The organism is Pseudomonas sp. NY15372, assembly GCF_048068215.1.
GTDB lineage: Bacteria > Pseudomonadota > Gammaproteobacteria > Pseudomonadales > Pseudomonadaceae > Aquipseudomonas > Aquipseudomonas guariconensis_A.
Window position 1 is genome coordinate 12435 of sequence record NZ_JBLUPY010000042.1, and the last position, 24552, is coordinate 36986.

Sequence of the window (24552 nt, forward strand, 5' to 3'; positions counted from 1 at the left end):
CAGGTTGCGGGGCAAAGTGTTGTAAATACTGAACGGCATCGCCATCATATCGTTCACACTTTGCTCCCATCTCGACCGTTTCAGGAGGCTCCAGCTTTGGACGTCGGTGAACGACTGCAAGCCATCCGCAAGCTCAAGGGCCTGTCCCAGCGTGAACTCGCCAAGCGCGCGGGCGTTACCAACAGCACCATCTCGATGATCGAGAAGAACAGCGTGAGCCCGTCGATCAGCTCCCTGCGCAAGGTGCTCAGTGGCATTCCCATGTCGATGGTGGAGTTCTTCTCCGTCGAGCTCGCTCCCGAAAGCCCTACGCAGATCGTCTACAAGGCTCACGAGCTGATCGACATCTCCGACGGTGCGGTGACCATGAAGCTGGTGGGCAAGTCGCACCCCAACCGGGCCATCGCCTTTCTCAACGAGGTGTACCCGCCTGGCGCCGACACCGGTGAAGAAATGCTCACCCATGACGGTGAGGAAACCGGCATTTTGCTCGAAGGGCGCCTGGAGCTGGTGGTCGGCACCGAGACCTTCGTCCTCGAAGCAGGCGACAGCTACTACTTCGAAAGCACCCGGCCGCACCGTTTTCGCAACCCCTTCGACGAGCCTGCCCGGCTGATCAGCGCAGCGACACCGTCGAACTTTTGATCCAGCGCAGTGCATTGTTCCGGCAATATCCCTTTCCCTTGTAGGGTCGTTTCACGGTCCCTGGGTTCCCGCTATACTTTCAAACGCTCGCAGATCCGTGGCCGCGGGCGTGATTAGCCACCATGAGGGTGTTCGCGTGAACCAAATCAAGAAGATGCTGGCCGTACCAGCAGCCGTATTCGCCCTTTGGGCAATGAGCGCAACCGCTGCGACCAACGACGACCTTGCCAAGCGCCTCGAGCCGGTCGGCCAGGTGTGTGTCCAGGGCCAGGAATGCAAAGGCATGGCCGTGGCTGCCACTGCCGGTGGTGGCGGCGCCAAGACGCCGGACCAGATCATCGCCAAGCACTGCAATGCCTGCCATGGCAGCGGCCTGCTCGGCGCACCGAAGATCGGCGACACCGCCGCCTGGAAAGAACGTGCGGACCACCAGGGCGGCCTCGACGGCATCCTGGCCAAGGCCATCACCGGTATCAACGCCATGCCGCCGAAAGGCACCTGCGCCGACTGCTCGGACGAAGAGCTCAAGGGCGCCATCAAGAAGATGTCGGGGCTCTGAACCCAGGCTGATACCCGCAAGCCCGCCTTCCATGGCGGGCTTTGTTTTTGGCCCAATCGCGGGACAAGCCCACTCCCACAAGTTCAATGCTACCCTCCAGAGCGGCGCGAAACCTGTGGGAGCGGGCTTGTCCCGCGATTGGGCCGGCATGTTCAGCAGCCTGTCCAAAGCCATGTCTAATCTCTGCATGCACGGATGTTCACAGGAGGCCCAGATGGCGCAATGCGTTTCCATCGACCAGGCGGTAGAACAGGTCCTCGCCCGCCTGCCCAACCACATCCACATGGGCCTGCCGCTGGGCCTGGGCAAGCCCAATGCCTTCGTCAATGCGCTCTACGCCCGGATACGCGAATGCCCCGAGCGCCAGCTGACGATCTACACCGCCCTCAGCCTCGGCCGCCCGTCGCTGGGCGATGGCCTGCAGCGGCGCTTCCTCGAGCCGTTCGTGGAGCGGGTCTTCGCCGACTACGAAGAGCTCGACTACCTCGCCGACCTGCGCAATGACACCCTGCCTGCGAACATCCGCATCGAGCAGTTCTTCCTGCAGCCGGGCAGCCTGCTGCACAGCCAAGCGGCGCAGCAGGACTACGTCAGCAGCAACTACAGCCATGCGGCGCGCGACATCAACGCCAAGGGCCTGAACTTGGTCGCCCAACTGGTGGCCGCCTCGCCCGAGCGCCCCGGCCAGCTCAGCCTGGCCTGCAACCCGGACATCACCCTCGACCTGTTGCCGATGCTGGCCCGGCGCCGCGCCGCGGGCGAAACCATCCTGCTGCTCGGCCAGGCGCACACCGAGCTGCCCTACATGCCTGGCGATGCCGAGCTCGGCGAGGATGACTTCGACCTGTTGATCGACGCGCCCGAGCAGCGCCGGTTGTTCTCCACGCCGAACATGCCGGTATCGACCCAGGACCACTGCATCGGCTTGTATGCCAGTGCCTTGGTGCGCGATGGCGGCACCTTGCAGATCGGCATCGGTGCCATGGGCGATGCCGTCGCTGCGGCGCTACTGGCCCGACAGGGCGACAACGCCGGTTACCGTGCGGTGCTCCAGGCGCTGGACGTTGCCCCTTGGCAGGCCTTGATCGACCGGGAAGGGGGCCAGGACGCTTTCGCCGAGGGGCTCTACGGTTGCAGCGAAATGTTCGTCAATGGCCTGCTGGCGCTGGTCGAGGCAGGGGTGATCCGGCGCCCGGCCGATGAGCGCGGGGTACTGGTGCACGGCGGTTTCTTCCTGGGCCCGCAGGCGTTCTACCAGCGCTTGCGGGAGATGTCCCTCGAGCAGCGCGGGCGTTTCGCCATGACCGGCATCGGCTTCATCAACGAGCTGTATGGCCAGGAAACGCTCAAGCGCCGCCAGCGCCGAGACGCCCGTTTCGTCAACACGGTGTTCGGCATGACCTTGCTAGGGGCGGGCGTGGCCGACCAGCTCGAGGACGGCCGGGTGCTCAGCGGCGTAGGCGGGCAATACAACTTCGTCGCCCAGGGCCATGCCTTGGACGGCGGGCGCTCGATCTTGTTGCTGCGCAGCTGGCGCGAGGCGGGCGGCGAGGTGACCTCCAACCTGTTCTGGACCTACGGTCACTGCACCATCCCCCGGCACCTGCGCGATATCGTGGTGACCGAGTACGGCATCGCCGACGTGCGCGGGCAGACCGACAGCGAGGTGATCGCCAGGTTGCTTGCGATCAGCGACTCACGCTTCCAACCGCAGTTGATGGAACAGGCCAAGGCAGCGGGCAAGCTGCCGAAAGATTTCCAGCTGGATGCGCGCTTCACCGACAACACGCCCGAGCGCCTGGAGGCGATTCGCGAGCAGCATGGGCGACTGTTCCCGGAATATCCGCTGGGGTGCGATTTCACGGCCGAAGAACGGGATTTGCTGCGGGCGCTGAATTGGCTCAAGAGCAAGTTCAAGCTGAGCGAGGTGCTGGAACTGGGCAAGGCAGCGCTGGATGCGCCCGCGCCCGAGGCCTACGCGGCGCAATTGGTGCGCATGGGGCTGGAGCAGCCGCAGGGGCTCAAGGAAGAGTTGTACCAGCGGCTGTTGCTGGCGGGGTTGGCGGCAACCGGATGAATGGCCGGGGCTGCTGTGCAGCCCTTTCGCGGCCCAAGGCTGCTCCTACAGGGAACGCGATCTTCTGTAGGAGCGGCCTTGTGCCGCGAAAGGGCCGCATAGCGGCCCCGAGGGCCATCACTCGATGAACGTGACCACGCCACCTTCCAGCGACTTCACCCGCGCCAGGGACTCGACGCGATAGCCCTGGCGATCCAGCTCGGCACGGCCGCCTTGGAACGACTTCTCGATCACGATGCCCAGGCCCGCAACGGTGGCACCGGCCTGCTTGATGATCGAGATCAGCGCCTGGGAGGCCTTGCCGTTGGCCAGGAAGTCGTCGATCACCAGCACACGGTCGCTGCTGTTGAGATGACGCGGCGAGATGGCCACGGTGTTCTCGGTCTGCTTGGTGAACGAGTACACCGAGGCGGTCAGCAGGTTCTCGGTCAGGGTCAGCGACTGGTGCTTGCGGGCGAAGATCACCGGCACGCCCAGCTTCAGGCCGGTCATCACCGCCGGGGCGATGCCCGACGCTTCGATGGTGACGATCTTGGTCACGCCCGAATCGGCGAACAGGCGGGCGAACTCGTCGCCGATCAGCTGCATCAGCGCCGGGTCGATCTGATGGTTGAGAAACGCGTCGACTTTGAGAACCTGGTCGGAAAGCACGATGCCTTCTTCGCGAATCTTCTGCTGCAGTGCTTCCACTGTGGTATTCCTCGATGTAGCAAAGGTGGCCGCAGCCAAGGCCGCGACAAAGGTTAGAGAGTAAGGGTTGGTCAGCGTCTGAGCATTGCCCGGATGTCGGCCAGTGCGTTATTGCCGCGAGCGGCCTTCACTTCGACCGGCGCATCGTCCAGGCCTTCCCAGGCCAGGTCGTCCGGCGGCAGTTCGTCGAGGAACCGGCTGGGCGTGCAGTCGATGATCTCGCCGTACTGCTTGCGCTTGGCGGCGAAGGTGAAAGCCAGGGTCTGGCGCGCGCGGGTGATGCCCACGTAGGCCAGGCGCCGCTCTTCCTCGATGGTGTCGGCCTCGATGCTGGAGCGGTGCGGGAGGATTTCCTCCTCCATGCCCATGATGAACACGTAAGGGAATTCCAGGCCCTTGGAGGCATGCAAGGTCATCATCTGCACACCTTCGGCGTTTTCTTCCTCTTCCTGCTGGCGCTCGAGCATGTCGCGCAGCACCAGCTTGCCGATGGCGTCCTCGATGGTCATGTCACCCTCTTCGTCCTTCTCGAGGGTGTTCTTCAGGGCATCGATCAGGAACCAGACGTTGCTGATGCGAAACTCTGCCGCCTTGTCGCTGGCGGTGTTCTGGCGGATCCAGTTTTCGTAGTCGATATCGCGGACCATGTCGTGCAGAGCGGCGATCGGGTCCTCCAGGGCCACGCGCTGGCGCACCCCGTCGAGCCAGTGCTTGAAGCGCTGCAGACGCTCGGTATAGCGGGCATCGAGGTGTTCGCCCAGGCCCAGCTCCTCGCTGGCGGCGTACATCGACACGCCACGTTCGGTAGCATAGTTGCCGAGCTTTTCCAGGGTCGTGGAGCCGATCTCCCGGCGTGGCACGTTGATCACCCGCAGGTAGGCGTTGTCGTCGTCCGGGTTGACCAGCAGGCGCAGGTAGGCCATGAGGTCCTTGACCTCCTGGCGACCGAAGAAGCTGTTGCCGCCGGAAAGGCGGTAGGGCACCTGGTGGTGCTGGAGCTTGAGCTCGATCAGCTTGGCCTGGTAGTTGCCCCGGTAGAGGATGGCGAAGTCGCTGTAGGGGCGGTTGGTGCGCAGGTGCAGGGTGAGGATTTCCATGGCCACGCGCTCGGCCTCGGCTTCCTCGTTCTTGCAGCGGATGACACGGATCTCGTCACCGACGCCCATCTCGCTCCACAGCTGCTTTTCGAAGGCGTGGGGGTTGTTGGCGATCAGCACGTTGGCGCAGCGCAGGATGCGGCTGGTGGAGCGGTAGTTCTGCTCCAGCATCACCACCTTCAGGGAGGGGTAGTCCTCCTTGAGCAGCATGAGGTTTTCCGGGCGAGCGCCGCGCCAGGCATAGATCGACTGGTCGTCGTCGCCCACCACGGTGAACTGGTTGCGCATGCCGATCAGCATCTTCACCAAGAGGTACTGGCTGGCGTTGGTGTCCTGGTATTCGTCCACCAGCAGGTAGCGCACGCGGTTCTGCCAGCGCTCCAGAACGTCCTTGTGCTCCTCGAACAGCTTCACCGGCAGCAGGATGAGGTCGTCGAAGTCCACCGCGTTGAACGCCTTGAGCGTACGCTGGTAGTGGGTGTAGACGATGGCGGCGGTCTGCTCGCGCGGGTTGCGCGCCTTTTCCAGGGCCTCGGCCGGCAGGATCAGGTCGTTCTTCCAGGCACCGATCATGTTCTTGATCTCGTCGATGCCGTCGTCGCCGGAGTATTCCTTCTGCATGATGTCCGACAGCAATGCCTTGATGTCGGTCTCGTCGAAGATCGAGAAGCCAGGCTTGTAGCCCAGGCGCTCATGCTCCTTGCGGATGATGTTCAGGCCCAGGTTGTGGAAGGTGCACACGGTCAGGCCGCGGCCTTCGCCGGGGCGCAGCAGGGTGCCGACCCGCTCCTTCATCTCGCGCGCCGCCTTGTTGGTGAAGGTCATGGCCACGATGTACTGGGCACGGATGCCGCAGTTCTGGATGAGGTGGGCGATCTTGCGTGTGATCACGCTGGTCTTGCCGGAGCCTGCACCGGCGAGCACCAATAGAGGGCCGCCGACGTAGTCACAGGCTTCTTGTTGCCGGGGATTGAGTCGGGACATGCTAGAAACCGGGGGTCACCAGAAAATAGCCGCGCATTCTAGCAGGCATGGGGCGGTTGTGGCGCGACCGTCTGACAGTGTGACGCAGGGCATGAATCAGATTTGCCGCTTTCGTCGGTTTCGCGCAGGATGCACGACAAATTGTGTCGGGGTGCTGGCCAGGGAATGGCACCTGGAGTAAAAATCATTTCTGCCCACGGGGTGGGATGTCTGCGCTCGCCATTCTACCGTTCAAGCCTAAGGAGCCCGCTTGTCCACGCCTGTCGAACCGTTGCGTTTGCTGCTGTTGGCCGATGAGCCGGAATGGGCCGCCCTGCTGCGCGAGTGCGTGCAGCCGTTGGCGGGCAGCGCGGTATTGCTGACCGCACCGAACTGGGAGTCGGTCGACAGCCTGTTCACCCATGACCACCAGGCAGTGGTGCTGGCGACGCCGGCCCTGCAGCCCGCACCGGGCCGCTGCGAGCTGCCGACCATCCTGCTGCTCGACGACGAGCCCGAAACGCCGCCGGCGGCGGTCAGCGACTGGCTGGTGCGCGAGCAACTGAACAGCGATGCCCTGCGTCGCTCCCTGCGACATGTCCGCGAGCGTGGTGTGTTGGTGGCTACGCTGCAGCGCCTGGCCGAGCAGGACCCACTGACCGGCATCGCCAACCGCCAGGGCTTCCAGGCCCTGCTGACCGCGCGCCTGGCGCAGAACGACGGCCGTGGCGTAGCCCTTGGCCATCTGGACCTGGACAACTTCCGTCACGTCAACGACGCCCTTGGCCATCAAGGCGGCGACCGACTGATCTTGCAGGTGGTGGCGCGCCTGAAGCAGCAGTTGGAAGCCGGTGACCAGTTGGCTCGCCTGGGCAGCGACGAGTTCGCCCTGCTGATCGACACCCGGCGCGATGCCAACCGCGCCGAATGGGTGGCCGAACGCATCGTCGAGGCGTTGGCCGAGCCCTACTGGATCGACGGCGAAAGCCTGCTGCTCGGCTGCAGCCTGGGCCTGGCCCATGCCCGCGCCCAGGCCGGCGCCGACCCGCTGATGTGGCATGCCCACATCGCCATGCGCCAGGCCAAGGGCAGCCAAGGCTGCACCTTCCATGTGTTCAATGAACGGATCAACCGCAACGCCCGCAGCCTCGCCGACCTCGAAGGCGAGCTGCGCCGGGCGCTGCGCCGCGACGAGCTGGAGTTGCACTACCAGCCGCGGCTGAGCCTTGCCGACGGGCGGATCGTCGGGCTCGAGGCCCTGGTGCGCTGGCGCCACGCCGAGCGCGGGCTGTTGCCACCGAACGAATTCGTGCCCCTGGCCGAGCAGAGCGGCCTGATCGTGCCCTTGGGCTACTGGGTGATCTCCCGCGCCCTGCGCGATATGCAGGCCCTGGGCGAAAGTGGCCTGGCACCGTTGCACATGGCGGTGAACCTGAGTTTCCGGCAGTTCCAGGACAGCCAGCTGCTGGCCACCCTGAGCCGCCTGATCATCGAGCATGGGGTCGATGCCCGTTGGCTGGAATTCGAACTCACCGAGACCGCGGTGATGCGCCGCAACGAGCTGGTTCAGCAGACCATGGACGCCCTGGGGCGCCTGGGGGTGCGGTTCTCGCTGGATGACTTCGGCACGGGTTTTTCATCGTTCGTGCACCTGAACAGCCTGCCGATCACCTTGCTCAAGGTCGATCGCAGCTTCGTCGGCGGCATGGAGCTGCGCGAGGAAAACCGCAAGCTGGTGCACGCCATGATCAACCTGGCGCACAACCTCAACCTGGAGGTGGTGGCCGAAGGGGTCGAGACCGAGGAGCAGATGGCATTGCTGCGCGGGTTCGGCTGCGACCAGGTACAAGGTTATCTGGTCAGCAAGCCGTTGCCGGTGGGCGAGTTGACGGACTACCTGCAACAAGCGGCCAAGCCGCAGCTCGTGAGCGTATAAGGGGAGGGCTGCGCCGCCGGCCACCAGGACCGGCGGTGATCCATGTAGGAGCCGCCTTGTGCCGCGAAAGGGCCGTACCGCGGCCCCGGCAGTCAAACCGACACTACCACCCTGTCGGCCTTGCTCGCCTTGCCCAGCATCCGCTTGGTCCGCCACTCGAAGCCGACGGTCAGCGCCACCGCCGCACAGGCCAGGCCCAATGCCAGGCCCCACCACACGCCCACCGCACCACCGCCGAGGGTGAAAGTGAACAGCCAGGCGCTGGGCGCGCCCACCAGCCAGTAGCAGCACAGGCCGATGAGGAAGGTGGTCTTGGCGTCCTTCAGGCCACGGATCGAGCCCATGGCGATGGTCTGCATGCCGTCGAACAGCTCGAACCAGGCCGCCACCATCAACAGGCTGACGGCCAGCTGGAAGATCGCCGCGAAGGCTGGGTCGTTCCGGTCGATGAACAACGCTACCAGCGCCTCAGGCAGCAGCCAGAACAGCGCCGCGAAGGCGAACATGATCATCGCCCCGAAGCCGATCCCCACCCGCCCGGCGCTGCGCGCGGCCAACAGGTTGCCGGCGCCGTAATACAAGCCCACGCGCATGGTCACGGCATAGGAAAGCCCGGTCGGCACCATGAATGCAGTAGAGACGATCTGCAGGGCGATCTGGTGCGCCGCCAGCTCCGTGCTGCCCAGCACCCCCATGCACAGGGCGGCGAAGGCGAACAGGCCGACTTCCACCATGTAGGTGCCGCCGATCGGCAGGCCCAGGCGCCACAGCTCGCGCAGTGCCGGCAGCGACGGCCGCGACAGGCCCTTGCGCAGCGGGTAGTCGGTATAGGCCTTGTGCCAGCGGATGTACAGCGCCAAGGCGATGGCCATGCCCATGGATACCACGGCGGTGACCAGGCCGATGCCCATCAGCCCCAGCTTGGGCAAGCCGAACATGCCTTCGATCAAGGCGTGGTTGAACAGGTAGTTGAGCACCGTGCCCACCAGGCTGATGACCATTACCGGCGTCGAACGGCCCAGGGCGCTGGTGAAGCCGCGCAAGGCCATGAACGTCAGGTAGCCGGGCAGTGCCAGTGGCAGCAGGGTGAGGAATTCCATGGCCGAGGCGACGTTTTCGGGTTTCTGGCCGAACAGCAGCAGGGCCGGTTCCAGGTTCCACAGCACCAGCCCTGCCCCCAGGGCCAAACCCCAGGCCAGCCACAACCCGTTCTGCGCCAGCCGGGTCGCGCCAGGCACGTCGCCTGCGCCCTGGCGAATGGCGACCAGCGTGCCGACCGCAGCGATCACGCCCAGGCAGAAAATCGACACGAACGAATAGCTGGCCGCGCCCAGGCCGCCACCGGCCAGGGCCTGGGGGCTGATGCGGGCCATCATCAGGGTGTCGGTCAGCACCATCAGCATGTGCGCCAACTGCGAGGCGATCAGCGGGCCGGCCAGGCGCAGCAGAGCCTTGAGTTCGGTGGTGGGCGCGACGTGCATGGAGGTGTCCTTTTTCCGGGAGCTGTTGAGCGAAGCGTCGATTCTGAGGCTTCGGTCAACTTTGCACAAAAGGATAAAAGCGATCGTTGGCATGAGTTGAACTCATGTATGTATGATCCGTTGCATACCATTGGTGTTCCCGCAGGGTAGGTGCGAAATGTCCCGTCAGCTTCCCCCGCTGTATGCGTTGCGCGCATTCGAAGCCGCTGCCCGGCTGAGCTCGTTCACCCGGGCTGGCGAGGAACTCTCCATCACCCAGAGCGCAGTCAGCCGGCACATCCGCACCCTGGAAGAGCACTTCGCCTGCCGCCTGTTCGTGCGCAATGGGCGCAGCCTGCAGCTCACCGAGGCGGCGCGGATGTTGCTGCCTGGCGTGCGCGACGGCTTCAGCGCGCTGGAACGGGCCTGCGATACCTTGCGAGGCGAGGACGACATGCTGCGCATGAAGGCCCCTTCGACCCTGACCATGCGTTGGTTGTTGTCGCGCCTGAGCCAGTTCCGCCACCAGCAACCGGGCAACGAAGTGCAGCTGACCAGTGCCTGGATGGATGTGGATCATGTGGACTTCAACCAGGAGCCCTTCGATTGTGCGGTGTTGCTCAGCGACGGGGCGTTCCCGTCCGACTGGGAAGTGCGGCGGCTGTTCTCGGAGTTGTTGATCCCGGTGGGCGCGCCCGACCTGCTCAAGGACGGGCCCTGGGACGAACGGCGGTTAGCGGGTATCGAGCTGTTGCACCCAACGCCTGATAAACGCGATTGGCGCGCCTGGCTAACCCGCATGGGGCTTACCGACAAGGTTTCGCTCAAGGGCGGGCAGGTGTTCGATACCCTGGAGCTGGGCATGATCGCGGCGGCGCGTGGCTATGGCATTTCCATGGGGGACTTGCTGATGGTCGCCGAGGATGTCGCCCAGGGGCGGTTGAGCCTGCCCTGGCCGACGGCGGTGCCCAGTGGCATGGACTACTACCTGGTGTGGCCACGGACGCGGCCTGGGGGAGAGCGGTTGCGCCGGTTGAGCGCATTCCTGCAGGAAGAGGCTGCGGCGATGAACCTGCCGGATGTCAGGATTCTCGAGGGCCAATCGCGGGACAAGCCCGCTCCAACAGCAAGCGCACAGTTCTCGTGAACAGTGGTGAGCCTGTGGGAGATTCTATGGTTGTGGGCAAGCCGGCTCCCACTGGTGCAGCGCCAACCACACCCTGTGGGAGCGGGCTTGTCCCGCGATCAAGGGCGAAGCCCTTGCTTGGCGGCGGTGATAGCGGGCCCGGCCCAATCGCGGGGCAAGCCCGCTCCCACAGGCCCTGTGTACGCTTGTTGCGGGAGGTCACCCAGCCCTTTGGGCTGCGCTGTCGAGCACAGAACAAACGGCCAGTGCTGACCCTCTGTGGGAGCGGGCTTGTCCCGCGATAGCGATCTGAAGCGTTACAACGCGCCCAGGCTCAGCGCCTGTGCACAGGCCTGCAGCGACCGCTGCTCGCTCTGAGCATACAAGGCCAGTTCATCCTGCACCTTCATCTGCAGTGCCGCCTCGAAGGCCTCGCGGTTGGCATTGCTGCCATAGTCGGCCTGGGCCTCGTCGCCCAGGTTGGACTGGAAGATCCCCGCCGCGCTCACGGGCAGGAAGTCCTCGTACACCAACGCTTCGAAATGCACATGGCCGGCATCGATCAAGCCCTGCAAGGTGGTTGGGCGCCCCTGCTGATCGCGTGCCGCCAGGCCCTTCTCGGTCGCGAAGTAACGGAAGTACGCAAGCCCTTGCTCGCGCATCTGCGCCAAGTCATCCGGAAACTCGGCGAAGTGCTCGGCCAGCAGCGCTCGGTAGCGCTCGGCATTGGCCTCGGCCGGTACGCCGTCCAGGGCGGCGCGGGTGGCATCGAGCAGGCGGTCGTAGAGCTGACGGCCCTTGGGTGTCAGCGCCGCGCCACGCTGTTCGATCTCGCCGAAGCGCGCGGTATGGCTGCCTTGCGCATCGCTGAAGGCGACCTTTTCCTGCAGGGCCTTGAAGCTGGTCTGGCGCAGCAGGATCGGATGGCGGCGGGTGGGCGGGCCTTCGACCACTGCTTTGGGCGGGATGCCTTTGGCCGGCATGCCCAGCTGGATGGCGTCGATGTCCAGGGTGCGTGGGGTCAAGTGGTTGATGTGTGGGCCTTTGAAGGCCACCACATCGGCGATCAGGCGATGCTGGTCGTGCAACTGCTGGTATTGCTCGGCGGTCACCGTGGCGTCCTGGTGCCAGCGGAAGGTGTGCAGCGCTTCCTGGACGAAGGCTTCGGCGTCGGCAGCGCCCAGGCCACCGTCGCGCTCGCATTGGGCGATCAATTCCAAGGCGCGCGGGGTGAAGATCTTGCGCTTGGCCAGGATGCCCTGGGCCAACTCGCGCAGTTGCGGGTTGTCGATAAGCTCCAGGCGCAGCAGGGAGGTGAACACCCGGAATGGGCTGATGTGCAACGACTGCTCATGCACGGCGCGGAAGGCGGTGGAGTGCACCGGCACGCCGGCCGAGCTCAGGTCGTAGTAGCCCACCGGCTCCATGCCCATCACCGCGAACAGCCGGGCGATGGTCGCCAGCTCCTCGGCGGTACCGACGCGAATGGCGCCATGGCGCTCCTGGTCGAGGCGCTCGATCTCGCCGGTCCAGCGCAGGGCCTCGGCGACCGTGGGCTGCTGGGTCATCACCTGCTGGTTGATTTCGCTCACCAGCTCCAGCAGCGTGCCATACAGGGGCACTTCCTGTTTGTACATGAGCGACATGGCGGCAGAGAACTGCGCGCGGATGCTGTCGGGGCTGACGAAATCATGGGCGGGCATCGCTAGCTTCCTGGAGGTGAGTGGATACCCGTACATGAAAGCGGGGAATGCACTTTCCTCACAAGCGAAAAAAAGTGCAGGTGTCATTCCTTTTGCGATTGATGATCGCGAGTGTTGCGCCATGCCTGTAGGCGCGGGCTTGCCCCGCGACGGCCCGCAAAGCGGGCTCGATAACAGTCAGCCCTGCAATTGCTCCCGAACCCACTCCACCAATGCCCGCACCTTCGGCACTTCCGCCGCATGCTCGGCAAAGGCCAGGTAATGGGCACCTGGGCTTTTCATCGCATGGTCCCAGGCCACCACCAGGCTGCCCTCGGCCAATTCTCGGGTCACCAGGTAGCGCGGCACCAGGGCCACGCCACAACCGGCCTGGGCTGCGCTCAGCGCCATGTAGAACGTATCGAAGCGCGGCCCGTGGTAGCTGTTGTCGGTGTGCAGGCGCTGCTCCAGAAACCATTCATGCCAGGCCTCTGGCCGCGAGGTGCTTTGCAGCAGCACCAGCTCGGCCACTTCGCCAGCATCGTGCAAGGCCCGTCCTTGCAATAGCTCAGGTGCGCATACCGGCACCACCTCCTCGCCGAACAGTTCCACGCAGGTGGCGCCCGGCCAGGTTCCCTGGCCATAGAAGAACACCGCATCGGCCGAGCCCTGGAGCAGGGCGAACGGCTCCATCTCATTGCGGATGTCGAGGTGGATGTTAGGGTGGCGCTTGCCGAACCCCTTCAAGTGCGGGATCAACCAACGCACGCCGAAACTCGGCTGGGTGGCTACCTTCAAGACTTCGGTCTGCTCGCCGTAGGTCAGGACGTAGCGGCTGGACATGTCCACCTGGGTGAGGATCTTGTTGACCTCGGCCAAGTACAGCGAGCCCGCGGGCGTCAATTGCAGGCGCCGGCGAATGCGCAGGAACAGGTGGTGGCGGAGCATTTCCTCGAGCTGCGAGACCTGCTTGCTGACTGCGCTCTGGGTCAGGTGCAGTTCCTCGGCGGCACGGGTGAAGCTCAGGTGACGGGCAGCGGCCTCGAAGCACTGTAGGGCAGTCATCGATGGCACCAGGCGTTTGGACATAGCGGTCTCTACGGCGGTTTGGTCATTACCTGACGGAATGATATGCGGAATAAAGGTCGTTTGTTGCGCCAGTGTCATCGGATTAATACTGATCCACATCAGGTTTTCAACCTCCACCTTCTGTAGGAGAAGCACATGGTCGCTGGATTGCTCGAGCGCCTCGGCGTTGCCGCCGAGGCTTACACCCAGGGTGACTACCCTGTTCACACGCCGATCGATGGCAGCCAGATCGCCTCGGTGAAGCTGCTCGGCAAGGCCGAGACCACCGCACGCATCGACCAGGCGCAAAAAGCCTTCGAGGCCTGGCGCAACGTGCCAGCCCCGCGTCGCGGCGAGCTGGTGCGCCTGTTTGGCGAAGTGCTGCGTGCGCACAAAGCCGAGCTGGGTGAGCTGGTGTCCATCGAGGCCGGCAAGATCACCCAGGAAGGCCTGGGCGAAGTCCAGGAAATGATCGACATCTGCGACTTCGCCGTTGGCCTGTCGCGCCAACTGTACGGCCTGACTATCGCCTCCGAGCGCCCGGGCCACCACATGCGTGAATCCTGGCACCCGCTGGGTGTGGTGGGCGTCATCAGCGCCTTCAACTTCCCGGTTGCCGTTTGGGCCTGGAACACCGCGCTGGCGCTGGTGTGCGGCAACGCCGTGGTATGGAAGCCGTCCGAGAAGACGCCGCTGACCGCCCTGGCTTGCCAGGCACTGTTCGAAAAAGCCCTGAACGCCTTCGGCGATGCACCGCAAGGCCTGAGCCAGCTGGTGATCGGCGGCCGTGAAGCCGGCGAAGCCCTGGTGGACGACCCGCGCGTACCGCTGGTGAGCGCCACAGGCAGCACCCGCATGGGTCGTGAAGTCGGCCCGCGCGTCGCGGCCCGCTTCGGGCGCAGCATCCTCGAGCTGGGTGGCAACAACGCCATGATCCTGGCCCCGAGCGCCGACCTGGACCTGGCCGTGCGCGGCATCCTGTTCTCGGCAGTCGGTACCGCCGGCCAGCGCTGCACCACCCTGCGCCGCCTGATCGTGCACCGCTCCATCAAGGACGAAGTGGTCGCTCGCGTCAAAGCCGCGTACGGCAAGGTTCGCATCGGTGACCCACGCAAGGACAACCTGGTCGGCCCGCTGATCGACAAGCAGTCCTTCGATGCCATGCAAGGCGCACTGGCCAAGGCCCGTGACGAAGGCGGCCAGGTGTTCGGCGGCGAGCGCCAGCTGGCCAGCGAATACCCGAACGCCTACTACGTTTCGCCGGCCATCGCCGAGATGCCGGGCCAGAGCGACGTGGTGCGCCACGAGACCTTCGCCCCGATCCTCTACGTGCTGGCCTATGACGACTTCGAAGAGGCCCTGCGCCTGAACAACGAAGTGCCCCAAGGCCTGTCCTCATGCATCTTCACCACCGACATTCGCGAGGCCGAACGCTTCCAGAGCGCCTCGGGCAGCGACTGCGGCATCGCCAACGTCAACATCGGCACCAGCGGTGCGGAGATCGGCGGTGCGTTCGGCGGCGAGAAGGAAACCGGCGGTGGCCGTGAGTCCGGCTCCGATGCCTGGAAGGGTTATATGCGTCGCCAGACCAACACCGTGAACTACTCGCGCGAGCTGCCGCTGGCGCAGGGGATCGTGTTCGACTGACGATCGCAGGCGGGGGCTTTGCCCCCGGTTCGCGGCACAAGGCCGCTTCTACAGGGATTGCGCTGCGGGCCATTGGCGGCGCGATCCACGTAGGAGCGGGCTTGTGCCGTGATGGGTCGCAACGCGGCCCCAACAAGAACAACATTGCTGGAGCCGGGCCATGTCCGAACTGCGTCAAGAATGTCTGTGGGAGTTCGCCACCAAACCAACCGTCGCCACCCAGGCCCTGGCCGGTGAGCACAAGGCCGATGTCTGCGTGATCGGCGGTGGCATCACGGGCCTGTCGGCGGCGATCCACCTGCTCGAGCAAGGCAAGTCGGTGATCCTGCTCGAGGCCTGGAAGATCGGCCACGGTGGCTCCGGGCGCAACGTCGGCCTGGTCAACGCCGGCACCTGGATCCGCCCCGACGACGTCGAGGCGACCCTCGGCCTGCAACAGGGCAGCCGCCTGAACAAGGTGCTCGGCGAGGCCCCGGCGGAGGTGTTCGCCATGATCGAGCGCCTGGGCATCGACTGCCAGGCCCAGCACAAGGGCACCCTGCACATGGCGCACAACGCCACCGGCATCGCTGACCTGGAGGCCCGCCATGCCCAGTGGAGCCGGCGCGGCGCCGATGTCGAGCTGTTGACCGGCGCGCGTTGCCAGGAATATTGCGGCACCGACAAGATTTCCGCCGCGCTGCTCGACCGCCGCGCCGGCACCATCAACCCCATGGGGTACACCCAAGGCCTGGCCGCCGCCGTGGTGCGCTTGGGCGGCCGATTGTTCCAACAGTCCTCCGTCCAGGGCCTGGAGCGCGACGGTGATGGCTGGCGGGTGAACACCGCCCGCGGCTCGGTGCGTGCCGACAAGGTGGTGATTTCCACCGGCGCATACACCGAAGGCGAGTGGAGCAACCTGCAGAAGCACTTCTTCCGCGGCTACTACTACCAGGTCGCGTCCAAGCCCTTGCAAGGCGCTGCGGCGGACAAGGTCCTGCCTCACGGCCAGGGCTCCTGGGATACCCGCACCGTACTCAGCAGCATCCGTCGCGACGACCAGGGCCGCCTGTTGCTGGGCAGCCTGGGGCGGGTCGACAACAAGCCAGCCTGGTTCGTGCGCAGTTGGGCCGACCGCATCCAAAGCCATTACTACCCGGAGCTGGGCAAGGTCGAATGGGAGATGCATTGGACCGGTTGCATCGACTTCACCCCCGACCACTTGATGCGCCTGTTCGAGCCGGCCCCTGGGCTGGTGGCGGTGACCGGCTACAACGGTCGCGGCAACACCACCGGCACGGTGATCGGCCGGGCCTTCGCCGAATTCCTGCTCAAGGACGACCCGGACAGCCTGCCGATCCCGTTCTCGCCCATGAAGCCGGTAAGTGCGCCTTCGTTGCGTACCGCGTTCTATGAGTCCGGGTTCTCGCTGTACCACGCAGGCCAGTGCTTGCGGGTAGTCCTCTAACTACCGATGCAGGCAGGCCGCTCCTACAACGGGCGCGTCGAGGCTTACTTGTGCAACCAGCTGAGGAACCCGCCTTTCTTGACCTGCGGCGGCTTCTGCAGCAACAGAGACTCTCGGCTCTGGCGGCGGAACCGCTGCAGCTTGGTCAGCGCCGATTGCACCTCGCCACGCTGGACCAGGCAGCTGCGTACCTGTTCCTTGTCGATGCGATAGAGCAGGCAACCGGTGAGCGTGCGGAACTCGGCGAAGGAGTCCTCATCGTCGATGAGCCCCTCGATCCCCAGCACCTCGCCTGGCCCCATGCGCCCGGCTTCGACCAGCCGTTCGCCATCGCGGATCGACGCCGAGACCACGCCGCTGCCAATCACCAGTAAATGGTCGGACTGCTCGCCCACGCCGAGGATCACCTGGTCAGCCAGGTATTCCACGGCGGTCATGCGCTGGCTCAGGGCATCGCGCTCATCACTGGTCAACGAGCGGAACACTCGCACCTCGTCCAGCAGGTCGCGCTGGCGGCTACGCGGTGGCAGGGCAAGGTCGACGTTCCACATCACGCCGCTGGCCTCCAGGTGGCGGTGGGCCAGGTCGAACAGCTGGTTACGCACCTCGGTCTTGCGCGCCATGCTGGCGACGAAGCCGCTGGCTTCGTATTCCACCGATTCCAGGGTCGAGGTCTTGACCGTCACCTTGGGCGAGGGGCTGCTGAGCAACGCACTGGTGCCTTGCAGGGCCTTCTCCAGGGCATCGAATACCCGCTTGGGACGCACTTTGGCCGGCACCACCACACTGATCGATACCCCATGCACGTCCGCTGGACGACTGAAGTTGAGCAGCTTGGCCTTGGCCACCACCGAGTTCGGCACCACGGCCAGGCTGCCGTTGCCGGTGAGCAGGCGTGTGGCTCGCCAGTCGATGTCCAGCACCTTGCCCTCGGTGCCATCGATGGAGATCGCATCACCGATCTGATAGGGCCGCGTTGTGTTGAGCACGATGCCGGAGAACACGTCCGCCAAGGTGCTCTGCAACGCCAGGCCGATGACGATGGCCATGACCCCTGACGTCGCCAGCAGGCCTTTGACCGGCAGTTGCAACACATAGGCCGCCGCTGCGATCACCGCTGCCACGAAGATCAGCGCCCCAAGCACGTCCTGCAGCAAGCGCCCGCCGTGGCCGCCGCGGGCGATCAACAGCAGGCCGAACACCACCGCCACCGTGCGCGCGAAGAACAGCCACCAGGCGATCTCCAGCGCGGTGGCTATCAGGTTGCGAGGCACGTCCTCTGCCCAGGGCGGCGGTTGCAAGGGGCTCAAGCCTGCCGTCAGCAGAACCCAACTGAACAGCAGGAAGATCATCAGCCGGACGGTGATACGACCGACCCGGCGCTCGGTCGGGATCAACTGCCACAGCAGCAGGTCCAGAAAGACAAGACAGGCGCCGAGCAGCAACGGTGAGGACTGGATGAAGGCCAGCATTTTGGTCTCGGTGAGGAAAAGGATCGAAAGGTAGTAAAGAGCAGGGCGCTGGCGCCGGCAACCAGGATCTAGAGGGTAGGAGGCGGTAGCTCTGTGGGAGCGGGCTCGCCCCGAGATCGCGTTCTAAAAATAGAACGCATGAGCCAATTTTCGCCATCTAGTGCTGCAAAGGTGGTGCTTTTAATCTGTGTCCATGCAGTCAAGGCAACACCCCTACTCACTACTTGAAGGAACACAGACCATGAGCAAATTCACCTACAACCGTCTGGACAAGAACAACGCCGCCGTTCTGCTGGTCGACCACCAGGCTGGCCTGCTCTCGCTGGTACGTGACATCGAGCCGGACCGCTTCAAGAATAACGTGCTCGCCCTGGCTGACCTGGCCAAGTACTTCAACCTGCCGACCATCCTCACCACCAGCTTCGAGCAAGGCCCCAACGGCCCGCTGGTGCCCGAGCTCAAGGCGCAGTTCCCCGATGCCCCTTACATCGCCCGCCCAGGCCAGATCAACGCCTGGGATAACGAAGATTTCGTCAAGGCGGTGAAAGCCACCGGCAAGAAGCAGCTGATCATCGCCGGTGTCGTGACCGAAGTGTGCGTGGCCTTCCCAGCGCTGTCGGCCCTGGAGGAGGAGTTCGAGGTGTTCGTGGTCACCGATGCCTCCGGCACCTTCAACGAAATGACCCGCGACGCCGCCTGGCGCCGGATGGAAGCGGCCGGTGCGCAGCTGATGACCTGGTTCGGCGTGGCCTGTGAGCTGCACCGCGACTGGCGCAACGACATCGAAGGCCTGGGTACCCTGTTCTCCAACCACATCCCGGACTACCGCAACCTGATGACCAGCTACAGCACCCTGACTGCCGGTAAGTAAACCTCCTCGCCATGGCGTCGGATACCGGCGCCATGGCCTTCGACCACCGCCGTATCTGTGGGAGCGGGCTTGCCCCGCGATCAAGGGCGAAGGCCATGGCAGGCAGCACGAACCTCCAACAGGGCTAACCTTTCACAACCCACCGCACGTCTACCCAGGCCCTGATCAGCCCCAACCGGCATGCGCCCCAGTTGTGCCTGCCACCCAGACGGAGAAGCCCATGTCCAAGGACCGCAACGACACGACCCGTCGCCAGTTCATCGCCGCCAGCACCGTACTCGGTGCCGCGGGCGCGCTCTGGTCCGCATTGCCCTTCACCGGCGCCGCCGGTTCCGCTCACGCATCTACCCAAGGAGGCGTCATGACGGCCGACCTGGTTCTGTTCAACGGCAAACTGCATACCGTTGACCGCGAGAAGCCGACCGCGACCGCCGTCGCCATCAAGGACGGCCGTTTCATCGCCGTGGGCAGCGACGCCGAGGCCATGGCCCACAAGGGCGCCAGCACCCAGCTTATCGACCTCAGGCAGCGCACGGTGATCCCCGGCTTGAACGACTCGCACCTGCACCTGATCCGCGGTGGCCTGAACTACAACCTGGAGCTGCGCTGGGAAGGCGTGCCGTCGGTAGCCGATGCCCTGCGCATGCTCAAGGACCAGGCCGCGCGCACACCCACTCCACAATGGGTGCGTGTGGTCGGTGGCTGGAACGAATTCCAGTTCGCCGAAAAACGCATGCCGACCCTGGACGAAATCAACCAGGCTGCGCCCGACACTCCGGTGTTCCTGCTGCACCTCTACGACCGCGCGCTACTCAACCGTGCCGCCCTCAAGGCTGTGGGGTACACCAAGGACACCCCCAATCCGCCGGGTGGTGAGATCCAGCGCGACAAGTTCGGCAACCCGACCGGCATGCTCATTGCCCGCCCGAACGCCATGATTCTCTACGCCACCCTGGCCAAGGGGCCGAAGCTGCCGCTGGAATACCAGGTCAACTCCACCCGCCAGTTCATGCGCGAGCTCAACCGCCTGGGCCTGACCAGCGCCATCGATGCCGGCGGCGGCTACCAGAACTACCCGGACGACTACCAGGTGATCCAGGAGCTGGCCGACAACGACCAGCTGACCGTGCGCATCGCCTACAACCTGTTTACCCAGAAGCCCAAGCAGGAACTGGCCGACTTCAAGAGCTGGACCTCAAGCGTCAAGCTCCATGGCGGCAACGACTTCCTACGCCACAACGGCGCCGGCGAAATGCTGGTGTTCTCGGCTGCTGACTTCGAAGACTTCCTCGAGCCGCGTCCTGACCTGCCGCAAACCATGGAACAAGAGCTCGAACCGGTGGTGCGCCATCTGGTGGAGCAGCGCTGGCCGTTCCGCCTGCATGCCACCTACAACGAGTCGATCTCGCGCATGCTCGACGTCTTCGAGAAGGTCAACCGCGACATCCCGTTCAATGGGCTGCCGTGGTTCTTCGACCACGCCGAGACCATCACCCCACAGAATATCGAGCGTGTGCGGGCACTGGGCGGAGGTATCGCCATCCAGGACCGCATGGCCTTCCAGGGTGAGTATTTCGTCGACCGCTACGGTGCGAAAGCCGCCGAACAGACTCCGCCGATCAAGCGCATGCTCGACATGGGCGTACCGGTGGGCGCCGGTACCGACGCCACCCGCGTGTCAAGCTACAACCCGTGGACCTCGCTGTACTGGCTGGTCAGCGGCAAGACGGTCGGCGGCATGGCGCTATACCCGCAAGGCCTGAGCCGCGATACCGCGCTGCAGCTGTTCACCCAGGGCAGTGCCTGGTTCTCCAGCGAGCAGGGCAAGAAAGGCCAGATCAAAGTGGGCCAGCTGGCCGACCTGGCGACGCTGTCGCTGGACTTCTTCAGCGTCGAGGAAGAAGCGATCAAGGGGATCGAGTCGGTGCTGACCATCGTCGATGGCAAGGTGGTGTATGGCACGGCGGAATTCGACAGGCTCGGCCCGCCACAAGTGCCGGTGTTGCCGGAGTGGTCGCCGGTGACCAAGGTGCCGGGGCATTGGCGAGTCGGTACGCCATCGTTAGGGGCGGTGGCCCACCAGTGCGTCGGCCCTTGCGGGGTGCATGCACACAGCCATGAGAAGGCGCGTCATTCGAATGTACCGGTGAACGACTTCCAAGGCTTCTGGGGCGCACTGGGTTGCTCATGCTTCGCGTTCTGAGTGCGCACACTCCTCCGTAGGAGCGGCGCCGCGAAGGGGCTGCAACGCAGCCCCAGGACGACACCGCAAACCGGCCGAGGCGGCTTCGCACTTTCGCTATCAAGCCATGTCGCTGATGGCGAACTCCTCGGCCAAATGATCGATCAACGCCCGTACCGACGGCAGCAACCCCCGTCGCGAAGGGAAGATCGCATGCACGATACCGCAACGCGGGTGCCAACCTGGGACCAACTCCACCAACCGGCCCGCGGCCAGATCGTCGCGCACCGCCACCCGCGGCAAGTGCGCGATACCTACCCCGGCCACCACGAAATGGCGCAGGGCGAACAGGTCGTCGGTGACCACGCGGGGCGTATGGGGGATGACGAGGCTGCGACTAGTGTCCTCGCCGTGGAACAGCTCCCAGCGGTATTCACGCTGGGCGCTGCCCCAGTGCAGGCTCGGCAGCTGGCCGAGCATCAGTGGGTCGAAGCCTTTGGGCAGCCCGTTCAGGAACTGCGGTTGGCCGACCAGGCACTGGGTGCTGTTGCTCAGCACCTTCATCACCATGTCGGTGTTTTCCAGCGGCGGGAAGCGCACCCGCAAGGCGATGTCGAAGCCCTCGTGCAATAGGTCGACACGGCGATTGGTGCTCTCGATGAACAGTTCCACCTGCGGATACTTGATCATGTAGCGGGTCAGCATCGGCCCGACCCAGGAATTGAGCAGGGTGGTCGGGCAACTGATGCGCACCAGCCCGCGCGGTTCGCTGCGGTTGCGCTCGATGATCTCCGCCGCCCCTTCGGCCTCCACGCGCATGGCCAGGCAACGGTTGTAGTAGGCCTGGCCGATCTCGGTGAGCGAGCAGTGGCGGCTGGTGCGATGCAGCAGCCGCACGCCCAGACGCTCTTCCAGGTCGGCGATGCGCCGGCTGAGCTTGGACTTGGGAATGTCCAGCGCCCGGCCCGCCGGGGCGAAGCCGCCGTGCTCGACTACCTGGGTGAAGTAGTAGAGGGAATTGAGGTCTTCCAATGATCGGTCTCCGGATGCTTGGCTGCCTGGGTTGGCCCCTTCGCGGCCGCGAAAGGGTCGGCACAGATAGTACAAAACAATCCGTCATAAACAGAGCGGTCGGCTATAACGCGTTGACTGCAGGGTAAGTCATATCAAGTAACCTTGATGGACGACTTGAGCAGGGCAGCTGCTAGCGTTTCACACGAGCGCGAAACCAGTTGCCATTCAGCGGCTTTAGCTGGCGTAGGAACCCCGTCGATGGCTGAATCATCAGCGTCGGGTGAGACCTCCACACCCCCGGCTTGAGGGTGTGTATATGAATATCAAGCACGAACACAGGGCTACTGGTGACAGTGGCCCTTTTCTTTGCTCGGCAGAAAAGTGTATCGCTTGTAGAGCAGCGCCCCGTGGCGATGCTTGTTCAGCAATCAGGTGACCACCTTGAAGGAGGTAGCGCTTATAAGATCGAGCGCCGCGCGCACGGCGCTCGACCTCGGAATCGCTACAACTCTCAAGGCATACGCTACAAGGCCTCAATCGGCATCCGACTCAAACAACCGCTCCAACTCCACCCGCGCCTCCTTGGCCGTCTGCATCACCTTGGCTCGGTCATCGCGTACCTGCCCTTGGGCCACCAGCACTTCTTCGTCGTGCTGGGTAAACCGTTCGATCCGGTCGGCCGCCTGCTCGTCGCTCAAGCCCAGCCCCACTAATGCCCGACGGCTCATCTCCAGGCTGGAGTAGAACGTCTCGCGGATCGGCTCGGCACCCGCGTCCACGAGCTTGTGCACATGCTGGCGGTTACGCGCGCGGGCCAGCACTTTCAGGTGTGGGTACAAGCGCTTGACCCGTTCTGCCGTGCGGGTGGTGACCTCAGGGTCGTCGGTGGTGATGACGAAATACTCCGCCTCGCCGACCTTGGCCGCATGCAGCACTTCAGGGCGCAGCGGGTCGCCGTAGAACACCGGGGCCTGCTCGAACATGCGGGTCATCTCGATGGCGTCCACTGACGTTTCCAGGGCGATAAAAGGGATTTTCTGGGCACGCAGGATGCGCGAAACGATCTGACCCATGCGGCCCATGCCGACGATCACCACCCGTGGCGTGTCGGTCTGGATCTGCTTGTACTGCTCGGGCACCTCACGCGTGGCTTGCGGGCGCTTGAGGGCGCGGGCGCAACCGAGCATCAGCAAGGGCGTTATGGCCATCGACAGGGTGATGGTCATCAGCAGCAGGTCGTAGGTCTGGGTGTCGAACAGGCCCTGGTCCTTGCCTAGCTTGAAGACCACGAAGGCGAACTCGCCCCCCGCTGCCAGCACCATGCCCAGGCGCAGGGCGCTGGTGCCGCTCAGGCCGGCGACGCGGCCGACGCCGATCAGCAGCGCCAACTTCACTGCGATCAGGAGCAGGGTCAGGCCCAGCAGCACGAAGGGCATCTCCAGCAGCAAGCTCAGGTTGGCACCCATGCCTACGCTGATGAAGAACAGCCCCAGCAGCAGCCCTTTGAAAGGCTCGATCTGCGACTCCAGCTCGTGGCGGTATTCGGAGTCCGCCAGCAGCAGGCCGGCAAGGAAGGCGCCCAGGGCCATGGAAATGCCCGCCTGCTCCATCAGCCAGGCGGTGCCGATCACGACCAGCAGGGCGGTGGCGGTGGAAACCTCAGGGATGCCTGTGCGGGCTACGGTGCGGAACACCGGGCGTAGCAGGTAACGGCCACCGACGATGACGATGGCGATGCTGGCGAACACCTTCAGGCCATGCTCCAGGCTATCGCCCTGGCTGGTGTCCGGGCCGCTGGCGGCCAGCAGGGGGACGAGGGCGATGAGCGGGATCGCCGCGATGTCCTGCATCAGCAGGATGGCGAACGCCAGACGACCGTGCGGGGCATTGAGCTGCTTGGTTTCAGCCAGGCTCTGCAAGCCCAGGGCGGTGGACGACAACGCCAGGCCCAGGCCGAGCACGACCGCTGCCGGCAGCGACTGGCCGAAGCCGAACAGGGCGATGGCGCCGATGGCGGTGCCGGTCAGCAACACCTGGGCGGTGCCGACACCGAACACCGATTTGCGCATCAGCCACAGGCGTTTTGGCGACAGCTCCAGGCCGATGATGAACAGCAGCAATACCACGCCCAACTCGGAAATGTGCGCGACGCTTTCGGTATCGCGAATCAGGCCCAGAGCCTGGGGGCCGATGGCCACGCCAGCGAGCAGGTAGCCGATCACTGCACCCAGTTGCAGACGCTTGGCCAGGGGGACGGCAAGTACGGCGGCAAGCAGGAAGATCACCGCGGTTTGTAGAAGGCTGCCTTCGTGGGGCATTGCTCGGGCTCCTTGAGCTGCGTAAGGGTTACGCAAGGGTTAGCAGAGGCGAGCATTTTCGTCTTGGTGAGTGGGCAGGACAATCCGGTTGTTTCGGGAAGAATCGTTCTGTTGGCGATACCTTTGCGACCCCTGTGGGAGATCACCCAGCCATTCCGGGCTGCGCTGTCGCGCAGAGAACAATGTACCTCTGTGGGAGATTCTATGGTTGTGGGCAAGCCGGCTCCCACTGGTGCAGCGCCAACCACACCCTGTGGGAGCGGGCTTGTCCCGCGATCAAGGGCGAAGCCCTTGCTTG

17 protein-coding genes are annotated in these 24552 nt (G+C 64.6%); 9 read left to right on the forward strand and 8 right to left on the reverse strand.

Features of this window, described 5'->3' with window-relative positions:
• Positions 1-96: 96 nt before the first annotated feature.
• The 3 genes from ACNFG0_RS20270 (at position 97) to ACNFG0_RS20280 (ending at position 3281) form a co-directional block, all read left to right on the forward strand.
• Positions 97-645: a cupin domain-containing protein gene (locus tag ACNFG0_RS20270; protein ID WP_084855358.1), complete on the forward strand. Its 549-nt coding sequence runs from the start codon at positions 97-99 to the stop codon at positions 643-645.
• 154 nt (positions 646-799) lie between these two features.
• Positions 800-1204: a c-type cytochrome gene (locus ACNFG0_RS20275; protein ID WP_196144726.1), complete on the forward strand. Its 405-nt coding sequence runs from the start codon at positions 800-802 to the stop codon at positions 1202-1204.
• 214 nt (positions 1205-1418) lie between these two features.
• Entirely contained in the window at positions 1419-3281 is a 1863-nt protein-coding gene (locus ACNFG0_RS20280) for an acetyl-CoA hydrolase/transferase C-terminal domain-containing protein (protein ID WP_416766146.1), read from the forward strand.
• 117 nt (positions 3282-3398) lie between these two features.
• On the opposite strand, the gene xpt is transcribed toward ACNFG0_RS20280, so the two are convergent.
• Positions 3399-3971, reverse strand: a complete 573-nt coding sequence (gene xpt, locus ACNFG0_RS20285; RefSeq protein WP_084855360.1) for a xanthine phosphoribosyltransferase — start codon at positions 3969-3971, stop codon at positions 3399-3401.
• Between the two features lie 71 nt (positions 3972-4042).
• Entirely contained in the window at positions 4043-6052 is a 2010-nt protein-coding gene (gene rep / locus ACNFG0_RS20290) for a DNA helicase Rep (protein ID WP_070572124.1), read from the reverse strand.
• Between the two features lie 250 nt (positions 6053-6302).
• On the opposite strand from rep, the gene ACNFG0_RS20295 reads away from it, so the two are divergent.
• Positions 6303-7967, forward strand: a complete 1665-nt coding sequence (locus ACNFG0_RS20295) for a putative bifunctional diguanylate cyclase/phosphodiesterase (protein WP_416766149.1) — start codon at positions 6303-6305, stop codon at positions 7965-7967.
• A 92-nt stretch (positions 7968-8059) separates the two neighbouring features.
• Here ACNFG0_RS20295 and ACNFG0_RS20300 read toward each other — a convergent pair whose 3' ends face one another.
• Complete coding sequence (locus ACNFG0_RS20300; protein WP_196155536.1) at positions 8060-9448, reverse strand: NorM family multidrug efflux MATE transporter; 1389 nt, start codon at positions 9446-9448, stop codon at positions 8060-8062.
• 157 nt (positions 9449-9605) lie between these two features.
• Here ACNFG0_RS20300 and ACNFG0_RS20305 point away from each other — a divergent pair, with 157 nt between their 5' ends.
• On the forward strand, positions 9606-10574 hold the full coding sequence (locus tag ACNFG0_RS20305; RefSeq protein ID WP_196144643.1) for a LysR substrate-binding domain-containing protein: 969 nt from the start codon (positions 9606-9608) through the stop codon (positions 10572-10574).
• Positions 10575-10870: 296 nt separating this feature from the next.
• Here ACNFG0_RS20305 and ACNFG0_RS20310 read toward each other — a convergent pair whose 3' ends face one another.
• Both ACNFG0_RS20310 and ACNFG0_RS20315 read right to left on the reverse strand, forming a co-directional pair.
• On the reverse strand, positions 10871-12256 hold the full coding sequence (locus ACNFG0_RS20310; protein ID WP_416766151.1) for a VOC family protein: 1386 nt from the start codon (positions 12254-12256) through the stop codon (positions 10871-10873).
• A 177-nt stretch (positions 12257-12433) separates the two neighbouring features.
• Positions 12434-13324, reverse strand: a complete 891-nt coding sequence (locus ACNFG0_RS20315; protein WP_416766153.1) for a LysR family transcriptional regulator — start codon at positions 13322-13324, stop codon at positions 12434-12436.
• Between the two features lie 135 nt (positions 13325-13459).
• Here ACNFG0_RS20315 and ACNFG0_RS20320 point away from each other — a divergent pair, with 135 nt between their 5' ends.
• Positions 13460-14950: an aldehyde dehydrogenase family protein gene (locus tag ACNFG0_RS20320; RefSeq protein WP_196144640.1), complete on the forward strand. Its 1491-nt coding sequence runs from the start codon at positions 13460-13462 to the stop codon at positions 14948-14950.
• Between the two features lie 160 nt (positions 14951-15110).
• Complete coding sequence (locus ACNFG0_RS20325; RefSeq protein ID WP_196155534.1) at positions 15111-16397, forward strand: NAD(P)/FAD-dependent oxidoreductase; 1287 nt, start codon at positions 15111-15113, stop codon at positions 16395-16397.
• A 44-nt stretch (positions 16398-16441) separates the two neighbouring features.
• On the opposite strand, the gene ACNFG0_RS20330 is transcribed toward ACNFG0_RS20325, so the two are convergent.
• A complete protein-coding gene (locus ACNFG0_RS20330; protein ID WP_196144638.1) occupies positions 16442-17869 on the reverse strand; it encodes a mechanosensitive ion channel family protein in 1428 nt (475 codons plus the stop codon).
• A gap of 241 nt (positions 17870-18110) precedes the next feature.
• Between ACNFG0_RS20330 and ycaC the strand changes: the two genes are divergently transcribed.
• Together ycaC and ACNFG0_RS20340 are read left to right on the forward strand one after the other, a co-directional pair.
• The gene (gene ycaC, locus ACNFG0_RS20335) at positions 18111-18740 is read left to right on the forward strand and encodes an isochorismate family cysteine hydrolase YcaC (RefSeq protein ID WP_043213448.1); all 630 of its coding nucleotides are present in this window, start codon (positions 18111-18113) and stop codon (positions 18738-18740) included.
• Between the two features lie 361 nt (positions 18741-19101).
• On the forward strand, positions 19102-20943 hold the full coding sequence (locus ACNFG0_RS20340) for an amidohydrolase (RefSeq protein WP_416766159.1): 1842 nt from the start codon (positions 19102-19104) through the stop codon (positions 20941-20943).
• Positions 20944-21042: 99 nt separating this feature from the next.
• On the opposite strand, the gene ACNFG0_RS20345 is transcribed toward ACNFG0_RS20340, so the two are convergent.
• Positions 21043-21954: a LysR substrate-binding domain-containing protein gene (locus tag ACNFG0_RS20345; protein WP_416766155.1), complete on the reverse strand. Its 912-nt coding sequence runs from the start codon at positions 21952-21954 to the stop codon at positions 21043-21045.
• A gap of 515 nt (positions 21955-22469) precedes the next feature.
• Positions 22470-24254, reverse strand: a complete 1785-nt coding sequence (locus tag ACNFG0_RS20350) for a monovalent cation:proton antiporter-2 (CPA2) family protein (RefSeq protein WP_416766157.1) — start codon at positions 24252-24254, stop codon at positions 22470-22472.
• Positions 24255-24552 lie beyond the last annotated feature (298 nt).